The 18,355-nt window shown below is 54.5% G+C and carries 17 protein-coding genes; 8 read left to right on the plus strand and 9 right to left on the minus strand.

Going from position 1 to position 18,355, the window contains the following annotated elements; translation table 11 throughout:
* Positions 1–26: 26 nt before the first annotated feature.
* Genes PY990_RS11665 through PY990_RS11680 form a run of 4 tightly spaced genes read left to right on the plus strand, consistent with a single transcriptional unit; the run spans position 27 to position 2,989 of the window.
* Positions 27–986, plus strand: a complete 960-nt coding sequence (locus tag PY990_RS11665) for a patatin-like phospholipase family protein (RefSeq protein WP_275271746.1) — start codon at positions 27–29, stop codon at positions 984–986.
* A 22-nt stretch (positions 987–1,008) separates the two neighbouring features.
* Positions 1,009–1,704 carry a response regulator transcription factor gene (locus tag PY990_RS11670; RefSeq protein WP_275271747.1) on the plus strand — a complete coding sequence of 232 codons (696 nt, stop codon included), beginning with the start codon at positions 1,009–1,011 and terminating at the stop codon, positions 1,702–1,704.
* 23 nt (positions 1,705–1,727) lie between these two features.
* Entirely contained in the window at positions 1,728–2,429 is a 702-nt protein-coding gene (locus tag PY990_RS11675; protein ID WP_275271748.1) for a DUF4197 domain-containing protein, read from the plus strand.
* Positions 2,430–2,434: 5 nt separating this feature from the next.
* On the plus strand, positions 2,435–2,989 hold the full coding sequence (locus PY990_RS11680) for a copper chaperone PCu(A)C (RefSeq protein WP_275271787.1): 555 nt from the start codon (positions 2,435–2,437) through the stop codon (positions 2,987–2,989).
* A 15-nt stretch (positions 2,990–3,004) separates the two neighbouring features.
* Here the strand turns inward: PY990_RS11680 and PY990_RS11685 are convergent, their stop codons facing one another.
* The 7 genes from PY990_RS11685 to PY990_RS11715 all read right to left on the minus strand — a co-directional run bounded on the left by PY990_RS11685 (position 3,005) and on the right by PY990_RS11715 (position 12,051).
* On the minus strand, positions 3,005–5,065 hold the full coding sequence (locus tag PY990_RS11685; RefSeq protein WP_275271749.1) for a TonB-dependent receptor: 2,061 nt from the start codon (positions 5,063–5,065) through the stop codon (positions 3,005–3,007).
* 92 nt (positions 5,066–5,157) lie between these two features.
* Positions 5,158–5,502 (minus strand): hypothetical protein, encoded by a 345-nt coding sequence (locus tag PY990_RS11690; RefSeq protein WP_275271750.1) that lies wholly within the window; start codon positions 5,500–5,502, stop codon positions 5,158–5,160.
* Between the two features lie 70 nt (positions 5,503–5,572).
* Positions 5,573–6,490 (minus strand): acetyltransferase, encoded by a 918-nt coding sequence (locus PY990_RS11695; protein WP_275271751.1) that lies wholly within the window; start codon positions 6,488–6,490, stop codon positions 5,573–5,575.
* A 71-nt stretch (positions 6,491–6,561) separates the two neighbouring features.
* Positions 6,562–8,304, minus strand: coding sequence for an alkaline phosphatase D family protein (locus PY990_RS11700; RefSeq protein ID WP_275271752.1), 1,743 nt, complete (start codon positions 8,302–8,304; stop codon positions 6,562–6,564).
* 33 nt (positions 8,305–8,337) lie between these two features.
* Entirely contained in the window at positions 8,338–9,726 is a 1,389-nt protein-coding gene (locus tag PY990_RS11705) for an alkaline phosphatase PhoX (protein ID WP_240605650.1), read from the minus strand.
* A 116-nt stretch (positions 9,727–9,842) separates the two neighbouring features.
* Entirely contained in the window at positions 9,843–11,489 is a 1,647-nt protein-coding gene (locus PY990_RS11710; protein ID WP_275271753.1) for a methyl-accepting chemotaxis protein, read from the minus strand.
* A 10-nt stretch (positions 11,490–11,499) separates the two neighbouring features.
* Entirely contained in the window at positions 11,500–12,051 is a 552-nt protein-coding gene (locus PY990_RS11715) for a cache domain-containing protein (RefSeq protein WP_105027788.1), read from the minus strand.
* Between the two features lie 278 nt (positions 12,052–12,329).
* Between PY990_RS11715 and PY990_RS11720 the strand changes: the two genes are divergently transcribed.
* The 3 genes from PY990_RS11720 to PY990_RS11730 all read left to right on the plus strand — a co-directional run bounded on the left by PY990_RS11720 (position 12,330) and on the right by PY990_RS11730 (position 16,275).
* Complete coding sequence (locus PY990_RS11720; protein ID WP_105029748.1) at positions 12,330–12,911, plus strand: cytochrome P460 family protein; 582 nt, start codon at positions 12,330–12,332, stop codon at positions 12,909–12,911.
* Positions 12,912–12,977: 66 nt separating this feature from the next.
* Positions 12,978–13,982, plus strand: coding sequence for an MBL fold metallo-hydrolase (locus PY990_RS11725; RefSeq protein ID WP_275271754.1), 1,005 nt, complete (start codon positions 12,978–12,980; stop codon positions 13,980–13,982).
* 88 nt (positions 13,983–14,070) lie between these two features.
* The gene (locus PY990_RS11730; protein WP_275271755.1) at positions 14,071–16,275 is read left to right on the plus strand and encodes a CHASE domain-containing protein; all 2,205 of its coding nucleotides are present in this window, start codon (positions 14,071–14,073) and stop codon (positions 16,273–16,275) included.
* On the opposite strand, the gene PY990_RS11735 is transcribed toward PY990_RS11730, so the two are convergent.
* Together PY990_RS11735 and PY990_RS11740 are read right to left on the minus strand one after the other, a co-directional pair.
* The gene (locus tag PY990_RS11735; protein ID WP_105029749.1) at positions 16,258–16,668 is read right to left on the minus strand and encodes a DUF6691 family protein; all 411 of its coding nucleotides are present in this window, start codon (positions 16,666–16,668) and stop codon (positions 16,258–16,260) included. The two genes, PY990_RS11730 and PY990_RS11735, sit on opposite strands and share 18 nt — an antisense overlap.
* A 28-nt stretch (positions 16,669–16,696) precedes the next feature.
* Positions 16,697–17,125, minus strand: a complete 429-nt coding sequence (locus PY990_RS11740; RefSeq protein WP_275271788.1) for a YeeE/YedE family protein — start codon at positions 17,123–17,125, stop codon at positions 16,697–16,699.
* A gap of 114 nt (positions 17,126–17,239) precedes the next feature.
* Here PY990_RS11740 and mnmC1 point away from each other — a divergent pair, with 114 nt between their 5' ends.
* Positions 17,240–18,334 carry an FAD-dependent 5-carboxymethylaminomethyl-2-thiouridine(34) oxidoreductase MnmC1 gene (gene mnmC1 / locus PY990_RS11745; protein WP_275271756.1) on the plus strand — a complete coding sequence of 365 codons (1,095 nt, stop codon included), beginning with the start codon at positions 17,240–17,242 and terminating at the stop codon, positions 18,332–18,334.
* Positions 18,335–18,355 lie beyond the last annotated feature (21 nt).

Consider the following 18,355-nt stretch of genomic DNA (forward strand, 5'->3'; position numbering starts at 1 on the left):
CTTGAATCAGTTTTCGAAAAATGTGTATGAAAAACAAGCCTTTTGGCATTTTCCTGGCTTCCTTGTTGTCCTTGGTGCTGTCTGCCTGTGCCACGGTTGCACCGCCAGTGGCGCCCTTGCCTGAACCTGTACCGGCTGCTCAGGCTCAAGACCCCGTTGTACCGAAAACCCGCGAGCCTGTGATTGCCTTGGTGCTGGGCGGTGGTGGTGTCAAGGGTTTTGCCCATGTGGGCGTGATCAAGGTGCTGGAAAGCCACGGTATCAAACCCAGCATTGTGGTGGGTACCAGTGCAGGCAGCTTTGTGGGTGCTTTGTATGCCAGTGGCATGAATGCTTACACCCTGCAAAGCGTAGCTTTGGGTATGCAGGAAGCCGACATTCGCGACCTGACCTTGAGCAGCCAGGGGTTCTTGATCGGTGACAAACTGCAGCAGTATGTGAATACGCAAGTGAAAAACAAGGCCATCCATCAGTTTCCGATTCGTTTTGCAGCTGTGGCCACCGACCTGGAAAGTGGTGAGAAGGTTGCCTTTAACTACGGAAACGCCGGGCAGGCAGTGCGTGCGTCGTGCAGCATTCCAAACGTATTTTTACCCACCCGTATCGGAAAACGCCAGTTTGTGGATGGTGGTTTGGTAAGCCCTGTACCCGTGCTGACTGCCCGTGAAATGGGCGCCGATGTGGTGATTGCGGTGGATATTTCTGCAAAACCGCGCACTGGAGCAGGCGCCATGGGATGGTGGGGGTTGCTCGACCAAAGCATCAATATTCTGAGCCAGCAAGCCATTCGTGCCGAGTTGGCCCGGGCCGATGTGGTGATACAACCCAGTGTGCAACACGCTGATGCATTGAACCTGGACCAGCGCCATGAGTTTTTGCTGGAAGGTGAAAAAGTGGCGCAGAAACTGGTGCCAAAAATTCAGGCTGCCATACAGGGAAGCCGTGAACGGCTGATGGCACAGGCAAACCCGCAGGCACGGCTCTAAATTTTCGCAGTACAATGCCTTGATGACAAAAGAAAAAACAGGGCATGCAGACATGGGTTCGCTGACGGACAAACCCACAATTTTGATCGCTGAAGACCACCCGATGATCTCAATCATGTTGGCCGACATGATCGACCAGCTGGTCACCCACAGTGAAATCATTGTGGTGGAGAGCATGGAGAAAGCCAGAGGGATTCAGGTTGAACCAGACCTGGTCATCGCCGACCTCGACCTCCCCGACTCCAAGGGTGTGAGCACCATCAACACATTCGCAGTGCTGTTTCCACAATGCCCAAAACTGATTTGTTCGGGCGTGCTGGACAAAAACCTGGCGCGCGAGGCTGAGCGGGCTGGCTATTTCTATGTGAACAAGGCCAGCACCTACCCTGAACTGCTTCGTGCCCTTCAAAATTTGCTGATACAGGCGGGTGTGCTTGACGATGTGCCCAAAGGCGCGGAGAAGGCAGCCAACGAATACCATTCCAACATTTATGCGCCGGGCTCGGACAAACCCTTGACCTGGAAGCAAGTGGAAATCATGCGAAAAACCGCCGAAGGCTTGTCGGCCAAAGAGGTTGCGCGTGAAATGGACATCAGCCCGGATACGGTGCGTGGGCACATCAAGGAAATATTCTTGCGCTTGGGTGCAAAAAACAAAGGTCAGGCTGTTGATATTTTCATTCGGGCTGAACGCAAAGCGCGCTTGCTCGATTCTTGAACACCGCTGGCTGGGAGGCCAAGATGATCCGTTCGATGCGTTCCTTACTTGCCTTTTTCGTGGCCCTGTTTGCCTTGGTCTTCGCCGGTACAGTGGCGGCCGCAGATTTAAGCGGCATCACCAGCAAAGAGGCAGTAACTGCCTTGCGTACCACGCTCAGCAAAGGTGCCGATGCCGCAGTGGGCAGCTTGGGCAAGGCCGATGGTTTTTTGGGCAACCCGGCAGTGCGAATTAAACTGCCGGAGTACCTGGAGAACAGCAAGGGTTTGCTGAAAATGGTGGGCATGGGTTCACAGCTGGATCAAATGGAAATCAGCATGAACCGCGCGGCGGAAGCGGCGGTGCCACAGGCCAAAGCCATACTGAAAAAGACCATTCAAAACATGACAGTTGAAGACGCCAAACAAGTACTGAGTGGCGGCGACACCGCAGTGACTGACTTTTTCAGAAGCAAATCCCAAGCTGATTTGTACACTCAGCTGCTGCCGATTGTGAAAGGCAAAACCGCACAGGTGGGTTTGGCCCAGCAATACAATGCCTTGGCCGAGAAGGGAAGCCGCTTTGGCTTGGTGAAGGCCGAAGACGCCAACTTGGAAGGCTATGTCACCAACAAGGCGCTTGATGCGTTGTTTTTGATGGTGGCTGAGGAAGAGAAAGCGATTCGGGCCAACCCGGTTGCGGCGGGCAGTGCCGTGCTTAAAAAAGTGTTTGGGAGTTTGAAGTGAAGAAAATGATTCATTTGGCGGTTTTGTCTGCCGCGGTGGCTTTGGCAGCCTGTTCTGAACATCATGACCATGGTGCAGAGTCGGGCCATTCTCACGATGCGCCTGCTGTAGCAGAGCAGGCGACAACACCCGTGCAGGTGCAAGACGGAATTTCGGTTCAGAACGCCTGGGTGCGCCCCACTGTGGGCGAGCAGGACGCCACTGGTGCCTATTTGACTATCACCAGTCAGGAACCCATGGCCTTGGTTGGCGTGGCCACCCCGGCCGCTGAAATTGCCGAAGTGCATGAAATGAAAATGGACGGCGACATCATGCGCATGCGCATGGCCGAGCGCATTGAAATGAAGGCAGGCGAACCGCTGGAACTCAAGCCGGGTGGCTACCATGTGATGCTGATGGCTTTAACCGCACCGGTTGAGGTTGGCCAGGAAATTGAACTGAGCCTGCAATTTGAGAAAGCCGATGGCAGCAAAATTGAAATGCCGGTGAAAGCGGTGGCAAGCCAGAATGCAGCAGGTGACCACCACAGCCATGGTGGCGGCGGTGATCACAAACACTAAATGCCCAGCCTTGCCTTAGAAGGCCAGTTTCACACCCACCAGCGCAGAGCGCCCGCCCAGCGGTGTATAACCGCGCACGGTGTTCAGCGTTGTGGCTGAAAACGCCAGCTCATCAGTCAGGTTTTGAAGGTTGGCGAATATTTCGCCACCGGTGCGGCCCCAGGTGAATGCTTTGCCGATTCGCAAGTTCACCAACTCGTAACCATCCACTTCAACATCGCCCGCACCCGCTTTGCTGTCGCTGACCCAAATCAGTTCAGGCGTAACGGTCCAGCCACCTTGTGTGTAAGCGGCGCTGGCCACCACACGTTGCGGGCTGATGCGCGGAAGGTTGCCGCCCCCATCGGTGCGTTTGCCACGTACAAGGTCGTATTGAATGGACGGCCGCAGCTTGCCGGTACCCATGGCGTAGGCGGTTTGGTACCCCAGTTCAATGCCTTGAAATTCTGCGGGAACCGCTGTGAAGTCGAACACTTGAATGGGCGGTTCTCCGGGCGCTTCAATAAATTCGGCATCGGCACCTGTGCGTCCAATCAAGGCAATGTAATTGCTGTATCGGCTTGCGAAGGCGGTGGCATTGAATTTGGATTCACCTTGTGCCCAGGTGCTGGTTAATTCCAGGTGACGGCCGCGCTCTTCCTGCAAATTCGGATTGCCTTTCTCGTAGGCATCCGTGGCCACATGCACGCCGTCGGCATACAACTCGAAGCTAGAGGGCGCGCGCTCCACCCGAGACACTGAACCACCCAGCGACCAGCCGTTGCCAATAGGCGCTGTATAGCCCAAGGAAACGGAACTCGGGCTAAAACTGCGGTTAATGCCAGGGCCCGCGTCTACACCGGCGCCCGCGACAGGGCCATTCAGGGGCGATAAACCACTGGTGGCTGCATTCACATCCACTTGGTCTCCACGCAGACCGAATTCGAATACCCCACTGTTTTCCTGTCCGCGGCTGGCACGGAAGATGGTGAAGAGCCCGGTTTGATCGGTGCTGGTGCTGGGCACAAACGCTTCATCCCCAATCGCCGAAAAATCGGTCCGCTCAAACTGCACGCCCGTGCTGGTGTTGATGTTCATGCCGGCAATTGAAAACTGCTGCAAGGCCACTTCCACGCGGCCGTCCACGCCATCATTCACAAACAGGGTGGCCGGCGCGCCGTCTTCAAATTCCTGGTGCTGGTAATCGGTTTTGGCCAGGCGGTATTTCACCTGTTTAAAGGCAGCATTGTTAAAATTTTGCTCACCTTCCAGTGCATAGCGTTCGCTTTCCATGCCAATGCGCACATCGAGGGATTTCGGTACACCGTATTCGTTGTTGTAACGTTCAGCCGACACGCCAATATAGCCATTGCCGGTTTGAAACGATGCACCAATGGCTGCGCCATCGGATTTCGAGGATGAGTTTTGTACCCGGTCTCCGGTCACTCCGTCTGGATCAGTGAAGGTGGGGGTTTCAAGGTCGCGCGTGGTTCGTTTGAATCCATCCAGATGAATGCTGACGCCCTGCCCCAAGCCGGCATCCAGCTTAAAGCCGCCGGCAGTTTGATCGGCTGCGCCGCCACCCAGCAAGTTGACTTCGCCTTGAAGGCCTTGAACAGGCTTGCGTGCAATGCGTTGGTCGACCAGGTTCACTACACCGCCGACTGCATTGCCGCCGTAGGCCAGCGCAGCAGGGCCACGAAGGATTTCAACCTGGTGCAATGCAAAGGGATCTACGGGCAGGGCATGGTCGAAGCTGAGTGCCGACAGATCAACCGTGGCGGCTGAATTGCGCAGGATCTTGATTCGGTCTGAATCTTGGCCACGCACAATTGGGCGGCTTGAATTGGGGCCGAAACCTGTGGCGGACACTCCCGGTTGATAGCGCAACGCCTCGCCCACGGTGCTGGCGCCATTGGCATTCAGCTCATCGGCGGTAATGATTGAAAAAGGTTTGGTGATGGATTCTGCTTGTTCGGTTGTGCCGGTGACCACCACAGATTCAAGCAAGGCTTCTTGGGCCAGGGCTTGGGTTTGTGCAATAAAAAGCAAGCTGGCCAGCGCCACAGCACGGCGCTGAAATTGGGATTTGTTCATGTTCTATCCTGAAATACAGCATGCCGCTGTCCGGCCCGGTTTTGACAACACAAGGGTTCGGAAAGCGACAAAAATAAAGGGGATTCTTTACTTCAGGAAAAACTGGGCGGGTCGCGGACCCGCACCCGTTGCGCGAACAGGGTATTTCTGGGCGCTGTGACCGCACTACTTTGAATGCCCAGTTGGGCCAGCAGGGGCAATGCGCAGCTGTTGGGTGGGTTGGAAACCGCAGCCTGTGCGGTGGCAAGGCCATCGAACAGCAGGCAGGAATGCAGTAAATCGCTGGCGGCAGCGTGTTTGCTGTTGTAACTGTGTGCGTGGCCGTGCGATTCTGCTTGCAGCGTGTCCCGGTGCTCAATGCTGTGGGCAAGACCTGCCCATTGCGTGGCCAGTACGGCCAGCGCGATCAGCATGTGTTGGAACCAGCGGGTGCGCATTGGGGAGATCACTTCGTTTGACTGCAATTCGAGTAGTTTAACAAACCTGTCAAGCCGGTGCTGGTGTGGTTCACGTTGAAGGGTGTCCGGCTTTGCGGCGCATCTCCGCGAGGCGTTCGTCTTTCAGGGTCCAGATGTTGCCAATCCAGGTTTTAAACCGGTTCTTGAATTCCAGGTCGTTGCGAAAGTCGCCTGCGATCATGTCGGCAGGAATGGGCAGAATTTCAACATGTACCTGCATATTGGGTTGCTTCCCACACAGCCAGCTCCACGTGATGTTGCCCTGGCTGGGGCCATAGGCAATGGTGACATTCACCATGCCTGCAAACTGCTCACCCATGGCATTCAACGATGCGGACAAGCCGCCGTATTTGGGGCCCAGCAGGCGAGTATACGGTGATTTGGTTTTGGCTTTTTTGGCGGGTGTAAAGCGGGTACCTTCCAGAAAGTTGATCACGGTAACCGGGCTTTCTTTGTAAATCTCGCAGGCTTTGCGGGTGGTTTCCAGGTCCTGGCTGGCCAGTGCCGGATTGCGCGCAATGGCGGCACGGCTGTGGCGCTTCATGAAGGGGAAATCCATGGCCCAGCACACCACGCCCACAATAGGAACCCAAATCAGTTCTTTCTTCAGAAAAAACCGGCCAAAAGGCGCATGGCCGTGCAGCACATCGAACAAGACCACAATGTCGGCCCAGGCCGTGTGGTTGCTGATCACCAGATAACTGCTGTGCGGTTTGAAGTCGCCATGAATTTCAACCTGCCCCTGCTGACCGTGCAGCAGTTTGTACAGTTGCTTGTCTGAGCCTACCCACCAGGTTGCAATTTGCACACAGCAGTTCGACGCCAAGCGTTGCAGCCTGTACACCGGCACAAGGCGCAACAGGATAAACGGGAACATCACGATGAACCAGAAGGTGATGCACAGGCTCATCAAGGTGACGGTGAGGACACCAATGATAGGGGCAGGAAGAATTCTGGACAGAGGCACTTTGGGGATCCGGGGCGAAGTAGCTTTGCGGGCTGTTCAATCAAACAGCCCGGATCTTACCCCAGAAACCCTTAAACACCCAACAGGCCAGTGACCACGTCCACAGGGAACACACCTTGTTGACTGATGCGGTTGGCGCCGTCGGCTACCTCGAAGGTGGCTGACAAGGTTTCAGAGCCGCCGCGCTCGAGAATGGTGCTGACTGCCCAATACTCGCAAGTGGTTTTGTCCTCGGCCACGCGCAGCACGCTATAACCGCGTTCGGTGACGTTCACGTGTTTGATGTGTGGGCTGGTCAAGCGAATGGACTCAATGACCTGGTTGGGTACGTCCAGTCCTGGCGAGGTGACGGAGGACACCACAAACTCGGTGGCCACACTGCCTTGGCCTGTGACTGGGTTGTAGCCGCCTGCCGCATCAATCGGCTGGTTGGGGTTATCGGTGATGTCGGCCACCCAGGCGCTGTGGACATCGCCAGTCAGAATAACCACGTTGTTGATAGCCTCGCCACCATCGTCGCCGCGCAGGGCATTGATGATGCGCTGGCGCTCGGCGCTGTAGCCGTCCCAAGCGTCACCATTCAGGCCTGAGGGGGCCAGCAGGTCGCCCACAGGGCTGGGAGCCGGGTTGTTCAAGCCAGGTTTGATGATCCACTGATGAAACACCACCTGGTTGCCTATCAGCTTCCACTGGGCTTGCGAGGCACGCATGCCGTTAATCAAGAAGTTGTACTGTTCCTCTCCAATCATCGTGCGGTCGGGCTGGCTGGAAACTCCATCGGTGGGATTGATGGGCGTGGCTGCCTCAAGGTCGCGGTCGAACAGGCGGGTGTCCAGCATGAACATGTCGACCATGTCGCCAAACTGCACGCGGCGGAAAATCTTGGCGCGGTTACCGGGTTCGGGCAAGCGAATAGGCATCCATTCGTCGTATGCGCGCTGGGCAAAACCCTTACGTTCTTCCCACACACCTTCTGCACCCTCGGTGTGATTTTCTGCGCCGTCGCGGTAGGAGTTGTTGGTCGACTCGTGGTCGTCCCAAATCGTGATGAAGGGAAAGCGCGCGTGCAGCTTTTGCAGGTCTTCATCTCGCTTGTATTGGGCGTGGCGGGTGCGGTAGTCGGATAGCGTAATTATTTCCGTCGCTGGTTCATACTCGCGAACATTGCCGTACTGGCCAGTGCCATATTCATAAATATAGTCGCCGAGATGAATGATGGCGTCGATGTCGTCGCGTTCGGCCAGTTTGGCATAGGCATTGAAAAAGCCATGGGCTAGGCTGGAGCAGCTCACCACGCCAAAATTCAGGGGGCGCTTGTTGCCAGCGGCGGGCGTTGTGCGGGTGCGGCCCACCGGGCTGGTTTTGCCGTTGCTGCGGAATTGGTAAAAATACACGGTGTCTTGTTCAAGACCGTTGCAAATAAGCTTCACGGTGAAGTCTTGCGCTGCGGTGGTTTGAAAGTCCATGGATTTGACAAACATGGTCAGCGCTTCGTCCTTGAACACATCCACCCGGCCAGCCACGGTGCGGTTGGTGTTTTCAGGCGTAATGCGAGTCCACAACACCACGCTGTCAAAGGCAGGGTCGCCACTGGCTATGCTATGCAGAAACTGCACATTCTGAGTGGGGGTGTTGTCACTGGGTGTGGTGCGGTTATCGGTTGCTGTGGTCGAATCGTTGTCACTGCCACAACCCTGCAGCAGGCTTAGCCCGCCAACGCTGGCGGTACCAATACCAAGACCTTTGAGGAAGGAGCGGCGGGTAATGCCCGGGCGTTTTTGAATTCGACTGCGTTTGCGGCGTGGACCTGACATGGCGTGTATTCCTTGGTAGTTTGAAGCTGTTTGTTATGCGTTGGGTAGAGTGTCGGGAATCATCAGTTCGTAGAGCATGCCCAGCCCAAGCCCATAGCCGCCTTGCCCGTTGGGGCCTCCGCGGTCACTGGTGAAATACATGCGTTTGCCGTCTGGGCTGAAGGCGATTCCGGCGATTTCAGACTGGTCTTGCCCAACAATTTGCAGCAGCGGCACCAGCTTGCCGTCAGGATACACAACCACCACTTGCATGCTGCCACCATCTTCTGCTACCAACACTTCACCAAATGGCGTCATGGTGATGTTGTCAACGCCAGAAAGAATGTTGTTGGGTGCGGTGGCGGTGGCCATGTCGTAAACCACCTCAATGGTTTGTGCAGTGGTGTTCAGCATCCACAAGCGGTCATCACCTTTGGTCGCAAAAAACACGCGGTCATTCTGGTACCACACACCCTCGCCACCGTCGAACACAGCAGTGTCGGGCAGGCGGTTCTCGGTTTGCGGTGCATTTGGGTTGGCTGCGTTCACCCAGCTGTAGCGCACAGGGCCATTCAATGCATTGGCCACATCGCCCTCCACTTTCAATACCTGCAGTAGTCCCTGATTCATGTTGGCGCGCTCGGCACCAGCGGGCCAGTCACCCGCGGTGGGTACCCAGCGGTAGAAGCGGCCGTCGGGCATGTCTTCAGTCATATAGAACACGCGGCGCTCGCTGTCGATGGCTACGGCTTCATGGCTGAACAGCCCCAGAGCTGGCAGTGGGCGTGCGGCTTGAATACCGAACGGATCGCATTCCCACACCAAGCCGGTCGGAATTTCTTCACAGCTGAGCCAGGTTTTCCAGGGTGTTATTACGCCCGCACAATTAAAAGTAGTGTTTTGTAATATTCGATAGCTGTCTTCAATCGTGCCATCGGGGCCAAACACAAGAGCGCTTGCTCCGCCCAGTCCGGGGCTGAATGTTTCGAGCAAATTTCCAACAGGTGCCAGTTCAGGTACGGTGAAACCAAGTGTGCCGAAGCCTGGAATCTCGCTGTTTGAGCAATAAATCCAGCCCCCATCTTCACGGGGCACCACGCCGCCACCGTCATTGAAAATATGCCAAGGTGTCGCGCCTGAAACAGGCGGAAGGTTGCTGATGGCCACTACCCGGGTGGAAAAACCAGCGGCAGTACGCACGCCGTTGGCATCAGGATCGCCCAACGGGCCAATGTTTCGGAATCGAAACTGGTTGTTGTTCAGCGCTGTGCCGCCAAACCTGTTGGTCTCTGAGACACCAACCCGGCCACTGGCGGAACCTGAGGGATTGTCACTGCCGCAACCGGTAAGCCAGGGAAGGGTGCTGGCACTGGCTCCGTACAAGAAAGTTTTAAGTAGATTGCGTCGGCGGGTATTGGGAAGCAAAGCAGGTGAAAACGGCATGGCATACATCCAGATTGAACAACATCAACCTGTAATACCCGCCATACTGAGTTTCGGTTTCCGAAGCAATCTTCAGTGTGACGATTCACTGATTTGTCACACTGAAGTGCAGCCCTTCAAGTTTTGAAGTAAGACACAGCGCGCTGCAAATCTTCCGACATGCTTTCCACCTGGCGGGATTGCCCCTCCAGTTGCATGCTGGCCATTTTCAGACGTTCCGACAAAGCCGATATGTCGCTGACCCGTTCGGAAATGTCCTGGCTGGCCGCTTCCTGCTCTTTGGTGGAGTTGGCCACTGCCAAGGCGTATTCCACAGACTGTTCAAAGTGCTGAACAATTTCCTGAAGACCACCCATAAGCTTGTCGGCGTACTGCATGTTTTCGCTCATGTGCTCGCCCACTTGTTCCACCGATTTGTTGGAACGTTCTGAGTAGGTGCAAATTTCACCGATCAAGGTACGAATTTCATCGGTGGCCGTGGCGGTGTTCTGTGCCAGGTTACGTACTTCATCGGCTACCACTGCAAAGCCACGCCCTTGCTCACCAGCGCGAGCGGCTTCAATGGCAGCATTCAAAGCCAGCAGGTTGGTTTGCTGGGCAATTCCCTGAATCACCGACACGATACCGTTGATTCGGTCAGAGCGTTCTACAAGCCCAGCAATTTCCTGAGTGGTGGTTTGCATTTGACCTGCCATGTCATTCATTTTGCCCTGCAGTGCCTGCATAAGTTTCATGCCGTTTTTGGCCGTGTCTGCCGACAGTTTGGCCTGCACTTCGGTTTTGTGGGCGTAATCGGAAATGGACTTGGCGCTGGCGCTCATTTGTTCCACGCTGACTGCCGTGGCGTTGGAACTGTCGGCCTGTTTTTCAGCAGAACCTGACAAACCCGACGCCACGTTCACGAGTTCGCTTGAAGCGGTTTTGAAAGTGCCGCAGGCCTGTGACACCTGCTTGATGATTTCCCGCAAACGCACTTGCAACTGTTGCATGCCGTCCATTAGCGAGCCACTTTCGCATTTCGGAACAGACTGAGTCAGGTTACCTTGCGCCATGGTAGCCACAACATTGAGCGCCTTGGCGGGTTCGCCACCAATTTGCTTGCGAAGCGACGAAGCCACAATGCCAACCGTAATACCGCACAACAGCACAATGGCGATACACACAATTCCTATGGTAATCAGGGCATTCTGGAACACGGAATCGCCTCGGACCGCTGCGGCTTCCATGGTGCTTTTCACGTTTGAGTTCAAGGCATTCATGGTGTTGTCAATCTGCTGTTCCAGGGGGTCTCCTTCGCCCAGCAGTATCAAGGTGGCAGCCTGTACTTCACCCAACTCGGATTGTTCAATCACTTTTTGGTACACCGTGTGCAAGGCTGAATTGTCGGTGTTAATGGTTTCGATCAGCTTGCGGGTTTCGCCAGCAGGCGCGCTGGCTTGCATGCTTTGGCCCAGCGAATCAATTTCAGCATCCAGCGCCAGCATGCGTGATTTGGCCAAATCAAACCGCTCCTGTTCATCAGCGAGTATCACATTGCGGGCTTCGCGCGCCAACAATGCTGATTTACTGCCCAAGTTGGACACCTGCGTTAGCAGGGAAACCTGCTTTTCGGTGTTTTCCTGGTTGAACTGGTTTAGGGCATGAATTTGATAAACAGCAAACACACTCAAGGCGAGTAAGGCCGCAATGGGTATGCCCATGACAATACCCAGCCGAACATTCAGGCTGGTATTGATGATTTTGTTCATAAAAGAGTAAGTCATGGCTACTTGCTCATGGAAGGGCTTGAAGATTCACGCCGATGGTTAAAGTGCCAATGGCTTTGCCGCCCTCCATCACGGGTACGGAGACCTGAGAAACCACCGCACCGGAACTTTCATCCTTTTTTGCACGGGCAATGTAGTCATCGCCTTTGCCATCTGCCCATGCTTTTACAAACTTGGGCTCATCGCCCTGCCAGTAATCGGAAGTCATGGAACTGATGGCTACGTTCGCTCCCTGGTTGTCGGTCAGAATGGTTTCGGTGAAATAAGGTTTGGCTTTTTCAGCAGCCAGCAGGGCTTTGGACACTGGGCTTTCCATCATGGCTTTTCCCTCTGGCAAACCGCCTGATGCAGCGATCCACTTGCTGTCCATCGCCTTGATGGCGTCCAGTGTCAGTCCTTTTCCGTTTTGGGCTTTAACTGCGGCAATCACCTCGGGTTTGGCGGCGATTGCCTTGATTTCAGGCAGCACGTCGTTGGCGGTGCCCGCAAATACGGCGCTGCCAGTGGCTAGAATGAGAGTGGCCAAGCTGGCCTTTGCAAAAAACTGGAATCGGTTCATGTGTTGTGCTCCATGGGATTGAGCGTGGGTCTCAATCAGTTGTTTGTTAAATTTTTTCCGCCACAAGGGGGATGTAACAAGATTAAGGATCTGATTCTGAAAACAATTCATGGATAAGCAACGGGAATAGGCCTTACTAAAATTCGTTGGCTCAAATGGAGGGGGTATAGGGTAAACCCTTGCATCTGAGTTTGACTTGACGTAACAGTTGCGCAGAACAAGGGTTGGCGCTATGTTTGAGCGGGTAACAACTGTTGCGCAAACAAAAAGGGGAAAAAATGAAAAAATTGATGCTTGCTGCCTCGGCAGCTGTTGTATTGGCAGGTTGTGCGGCTGGCGGTATGTTTGGCCCAGCCCCGAAAGACGGTGAATTGGCCCAGCCCACCGATTACAAATCCTGGCCTGTGTTCCTGGCCGGAATCGAAAAGCCCACTGGCCACATTCGTGACATTTACATCAACCCCACTGGCGCTGCCGCCAAGAAAGGCGAAGCCTTTGCCAATGGCACCGTGAGCGTGATGGAAATTTACAAAGCCACCAAAACCGGCGACAAAATGACCAAGGCTGGTCTTGAAAAAGTGTTCGTCATGTACAAGGGCAACAACTGGGGCAGCACTGCGCCAGAAGGCATGAAGACAGGCGACTGGGTGTATGCAGCATTTGAACCCAATGGCCAGCCCGCCAAAGCGGATTACGCCACCTGCCGTGGTTGCCACCTGCCATTGGCCGACAAAGACTACATTTTCCATTACGACAAATATTTTGACACACGCAAGAGCGCCCAGATTCTGGACGGTCATGCTGGCAAAGTAGCCATGTCTGTTGAAGAAGCCCACCTGGCTGCTTTGGTTACCAAGTAAACCACTGGCTATTTCCGTACAATAAAAGCCACCCAAGGCCGGGTGGCTTTTTTGTTGGGGTGTTCCATGCGCATTCTGCGTTTCGCTTTGTATGCATTGTCTGCAATCGTTTTACTGGGGCTGGGCGCTCTGGTTTTCCTGCTGAAGTCTTATCCCGCTGTCCAGTTGCCTGAATCGTTGAAACCAGGCCCCGCTGGCAGTGTGCGAACCTTGTTTTTGGGAACCTCGTCTATGGCCTGGACCGATGGGCAGAGCACCTGGCTGGTGGATGGTTTTTTCTCGCGACAACCGTTGTCCGAAGTTGCTTTTACCCGACTGAACGTTGATGAAAACCAGGTTGGTGCAGTGGCCGCAGAAATGTTCAAGCGTCTGGATATGCCCAGTGCCTTGAGTGGTATTGTGGTGGCGCACTCGCATTACGATCATTCCCTGGATGCTCCTTTTCTGGCGAAACAATATGGCGCGCGGGTGGTGGGTTCGGAATCGACTCTGCAAATTGCCAAAGGGCAAGATGTGCCGACAACACAAATAGATGCTTTTACGGGCAGTGGCCGCGTGAAGTTGGGCGAGTTTGATATTCAGTTGATTCAATCTGCCCATGCGCCCACCGGATTCACGGGTGGGTTTAACACCAAACCTGTGTTTCTTCCGGCCCATGCCTTGCAGTTCAAAGAAGGAATCAGCTTTTCATTTGTAGTGTCTCACCCCGGCCTGGGGCCTGGGCCATTCGCGCTTATTCAGCCTAGCGCAGGTTATGTTGAAGGCCAAAACAAAGGCATTGCGGTGAAGCATGTGTTTTTGGGAATGGGTGGTTTGGGTAAATTAAGCGACGTCTACATTGAGAATTACTGGCGGGAAATGGTGGTCGCTACCGGAGCTAAGCATGTGTATCTGATTCACTGGGATGATTTCACCCAACCCTTGATGAAACAGGGCGAGCCGCTCGCATTAAAACCCATGCCCAAGTTGCTGGATGACTTCCCGAGATCCCTTGAATTGTTAAAGATGTTTTCAGAACGCGATGGCGTGACTCTTCATGTGCTGGATGCATGGCAAATAGTCCATTTTTGATCCACAGTTTCCGGTGTTTGAGTGCATACTAAAACCGCATGCTGCGTGGCATGCGTGACCAGCGCGATTCGCTGAAATGTAAGTAACTATGCCGAACCCCAGCAGTCTGCACACCGACGCCAATAAAAAGAACTTTGCGGATCTATTTCACAACGAGGTCACAGCGTGGTTGGTGTTGGTGCTTTCCATTGTCATCACTGCGCTGGGCTGGGTGTTGTCCAGCCAAGCCATCGAGAAACGCGCCAACGACAGGTTTTCATTTGAGGTTCGAGATGCCCAAGAGCGCATTCAGAGCCGGATCAACCAGTACCAACAAATTTTGCGCGGTGGAGTGGCTTTTTTTGATGCGCACACCAGTGTGAATCGAGAACACTGGCAGGTGTACGTGGCCTCGCTCAACTTGCAACGCGAGTTGCCAGGCGTGCAAGGTTTCGCGTTCGCCGAACGTGTGTCACCAGATACTTTAGAACAATACGAAAACCGCATACGTGCCGAGGGATTTCCAAATTATTCGGTCACCCCTCCTGGTGAACGCGAGGTTTACTTTCCCATCACATTGATCGAGCCGTTTGATGAACGCAACCAGCGTGCTTTTGGTTATGACATGTTTTCCGAGCCTGTACGCCGCGAGGCCATGCGCCGGGCCATGGACACGGGTCAGCCCACCGTGTCGGGTTTGGTTCAGTTAAAGCAGGGCGACGAGAGAAACCCCGCCCCGGGCTTTCTGATTTATCTGCCTGTGTATACCCAAGGTGTAGATTTAAGTTCGGTCGATTCTCGCAGGCGGGCTATTCGCGGCTTTGTGTATAGCCCCTTTGTTGCCTCGGATCTGATGCAGAATGTGTTGGGCAATGAAAAAATTCCTCTTCACTTTCAATTGTATGACGCTGAAAGCATGGTGCCGGAATCGCTGATTTATGATTCCGCCAGTGGTGTTGACACCCCACAGCAACTTCAACTGTTTGATCACACCCATGCAGTGACAGTCCCCGTTGAGTGGTCTGGGCGGACGTGGACCGCGCGTTTTGAAAGTACACCCGATTTTGACCGGGATGTTCACAATTCCCTGCCTAACCTGATTTTGCTCGCCGGCGGTGCAATTGATTTGATGCTGTTTCTCACCATCTATTCTTTGGTGCAACAGCGCAGGCGACAAAGCGCCAGCAATGCGAAAAGCCAGTTTCTGGCCAATATGAGCCACGAAATCCGTACCCCGCTCAACGCCATTCTGGGTTTCAATACTTTGTTGGGAGAACAGCTGACAGATCCGCAGGCCAAAGAGTATGTGAAGCAGGTTCAAGAGGCTTCAGAGCAATTGCTGGGCATGGTTGAAGATGTGCTGAGTTTCTCGCAGATTGAGGCAGGTTCAATACGGATCGAGAATATTGAATTTGATTTGCATGACAGGGTGCGCAGAACCTTGCGCCTGTTTACTGCAAAAGCACAGCTCAAAGGTTTAAACCTTGAACTTGAAATGGATGCAATGACACCACTGATGGTGAAAGGTGACCCTGCGCGTTACGGGCAGGTGTTATCGAACTTGTTGAACAATGCGATCAAGTTTTCTGACAGTGGCGTGGTGCGGGTCAAAGTGCAGGCCGACAGGCTGGACATGCATGAGGCAGTAATTCGCACTGAGGTACACGATCAGGGTATCGGCTTCGATGTCAATGAATTCGAGCGCCTTACCCGCCCCTTTGAGCAGGCGGACAACACCGCCACACGCCGGTTTGGCGGTAGTGGTTTGGGTTTGGCGATCTGCAAGCGATTGACCGAGTTAATGGGTGGCGAACTGTTTGTGGCCTCTGTGCCGCAGGCTGGCAGCGTATTTGGTTTCACCTTGCGGGTTCAAACCGTGTTTGTACAAACGGGCGATTCAACCGCCCTGTTGCCCACAGCGGCTGAGTCACTTCAGGGTAAAAAAATACTGGTGGTTGAAGACAACAAGCTGAATCAGCATGTGATCAAAGCCTTGCTCTCAAAAATGAAAGCAGATGTATTGTTGGTCGACAACGGGCAAATGGCCGTTGACGCCGTGCGTGCAGATTCGTCGATCGACCTTGTGTTGATGGACATTCACATGCCGGTGATGAACGGCATTGACGCCGCCATTGCAATTCGCCAGTTGCCCGGCCCAGCCAGTCTGTTGCCAATTGTGGCGTTGACTGCGGGTGCCCTTCAGGAAGATGAACGGGCCTGCATGAATGCTGGCATGAACGAGTTTTTAAGCAAACCAGTGGACGTGCCCAAACTGCGGCAGGTGTTGAGCCGGCAATTACTGGGCGCGCACTGAAAATACGAACATGCCCACCAGCATGGCAGCCATAAAAATCAGGCCATCGGTGGCCAGGCTGGCCGCAGCCACTACTGCAGGGCCGGGGCAAAAACCGCCAATGCCCCACCCCGCGCCAAATAACGCCGCACCCAGCAAAAGTTTTTTGTCGACATGGGTGTTGGTGGGCAAATTCATGGGCAAGCCCATGAGGCTGTTTTTCAGGCGCTTGGCCAACAAAAACCCGGGCAACCCAAGGGCGATTGCACCGCCCATCACAAACATTAGTGAAGGATCCCAGGGCATTGAAAGATCAAGAAAGCCTATCACCTTGGCCGGGTTGGCCATGCCCGAGATGATCAAGCCCCAACCAAAAACCAAGCCTGCCAGGCCGCTTGCCACGGCAAAACGCATGTTGTTATTTTTCACAATTTAGTTTCCCTCAAATAACATGCATAAGCACTGAGGCCACCACGAAACCGGTGACCATGAAAACACCCGTGGCAATCAGCGAACGCAGCGACAGGCGTGAAAGCCCACACACGCCATGCCCACTGGTGCAGCCCGACCCCAGCCGTGTACCGTAACCCACCAACAGCCCAGCAACAACCAATGCAACCGTGCCGCGTGGGCTTTCAAATTCAAAACTTCCCACCACTGCTTGGTACAGCCAGGGTGCTGCGACCATGCCCAGTACAAAGGAAAGTCGCCACTGCATTTCTCCGTGTTGCGGCTTGAGCAAACCGCCCACTATGCCGCTGATCCCGGCCACGCGGCCAGTCAACAGAATCAGCATGACGGCCGACAAGCCGATCAACAACCCCCCGAACAAAGCCGGGTAGGGCGTAAAAGCCTCCCAATTGACAGTCAACATCGTGATCCCGATTAAGTATGATTACTCGCTCATATTATCATGCGCAAAAAATAATCACCAGAATAGGTGTGAGTTACAATGCGGCGTCTGTCTTGTTGCCCACATAACCTCATGCCCTCTTCGGAAACACCTTCCCAAGCCCTGTTCCCTGTGCTTTATCCGCCTTCAACGGTCGCGGTAATTGGTGCGGGCATTGCGGGCAGTAGTGTGGCGCTGGCGCTTTGCAAACTGGGTGTGCAGGTGCACTTGCATGATTCAGCCAGCGGCCCCGCAGCGGGTGCTTCCGGTAACTGGGTGGGCGCTCTTCACCCCCACATTACCCGTGGCGATTCGCCCTTGTCGCAATTGACACGTTTGGGGTTTGAACACACCTTGCTGGCGCTTGAGGATTTGACCGCACAAGGTTTGCTGAAAAAAGGCGTCGATTGGGACACCCCAGGGCACTTGCAAACCGTGCCACCTGAAGAGGCCGACCGCGCGCGTGAAACACTGGAGTTGTTGAATTTTCCGCAAACACTGGTGCGCTGGGCGCAGCCCAATGCCCTGTTGCCCACACCCTTGAGTGGTCTGTTTTTCCCGCAAGGTGGTTGGGTGAAACCAGCCCGTTGGGTAGCGGCCAATCTACAGGCCTGTGGTGAGTTGCTTCATACCCATTACAACAGCACCATTGGCGATATAGGCCCCTTGCGGGAACAACACGCGGCGGTGGTGGTGTGTGTGGCTGAAAATTCACTTGAATTGGCACCGATCCCCGGTGCTTGCGCAAATGCTGTCAAAGGCCAAATCAGCAAACTTCGGTGTGCAGTAAAACCGGGTGTCGTGTTGTCGGGTGAAAGTTACGCGATTGCTCCAGCAACTGAAGACTGGTTGGTGTTGGGGGCCACTTACGAGCGGCCTGTGGTGCACTTGAACCCCACCGCCGAGGCCGATGAGTTGAACATCGCCCGGTTCAAGGCGGCATTTCCTGAGTTACCACTTGGAGAGTTGCTTGATCATCGCTGCGCAGTGCGATCGGTTTGGCACGATCGCCTGCCCGCCATCGGCCCCGTGCCGAATATGCCAGGGGTGTACATGAGCACTGGCTTTGGGTCGCGTGGATTGCTGTGGGCGGCTTTGGGTGGGTGTGTGGTGGCTGACTACTTCAAGGGCAGCCCAATCGAGTCGAAACTCTTGAAAAAAATTACGCCCCGCGCTGCGAGGGCGTAAGTTTTAAAAAGCGTTCAAAAC

This window comes from Limnobacter olei (genome assembly GCF_029087225.1).
Taxonomy (GTDB): Bacteria; Pseudomonadota; Gammaproteobacteria; order Burkholderiales; family Burkholderiaceae_B; genus Limnobacter; species Limnobacter olei.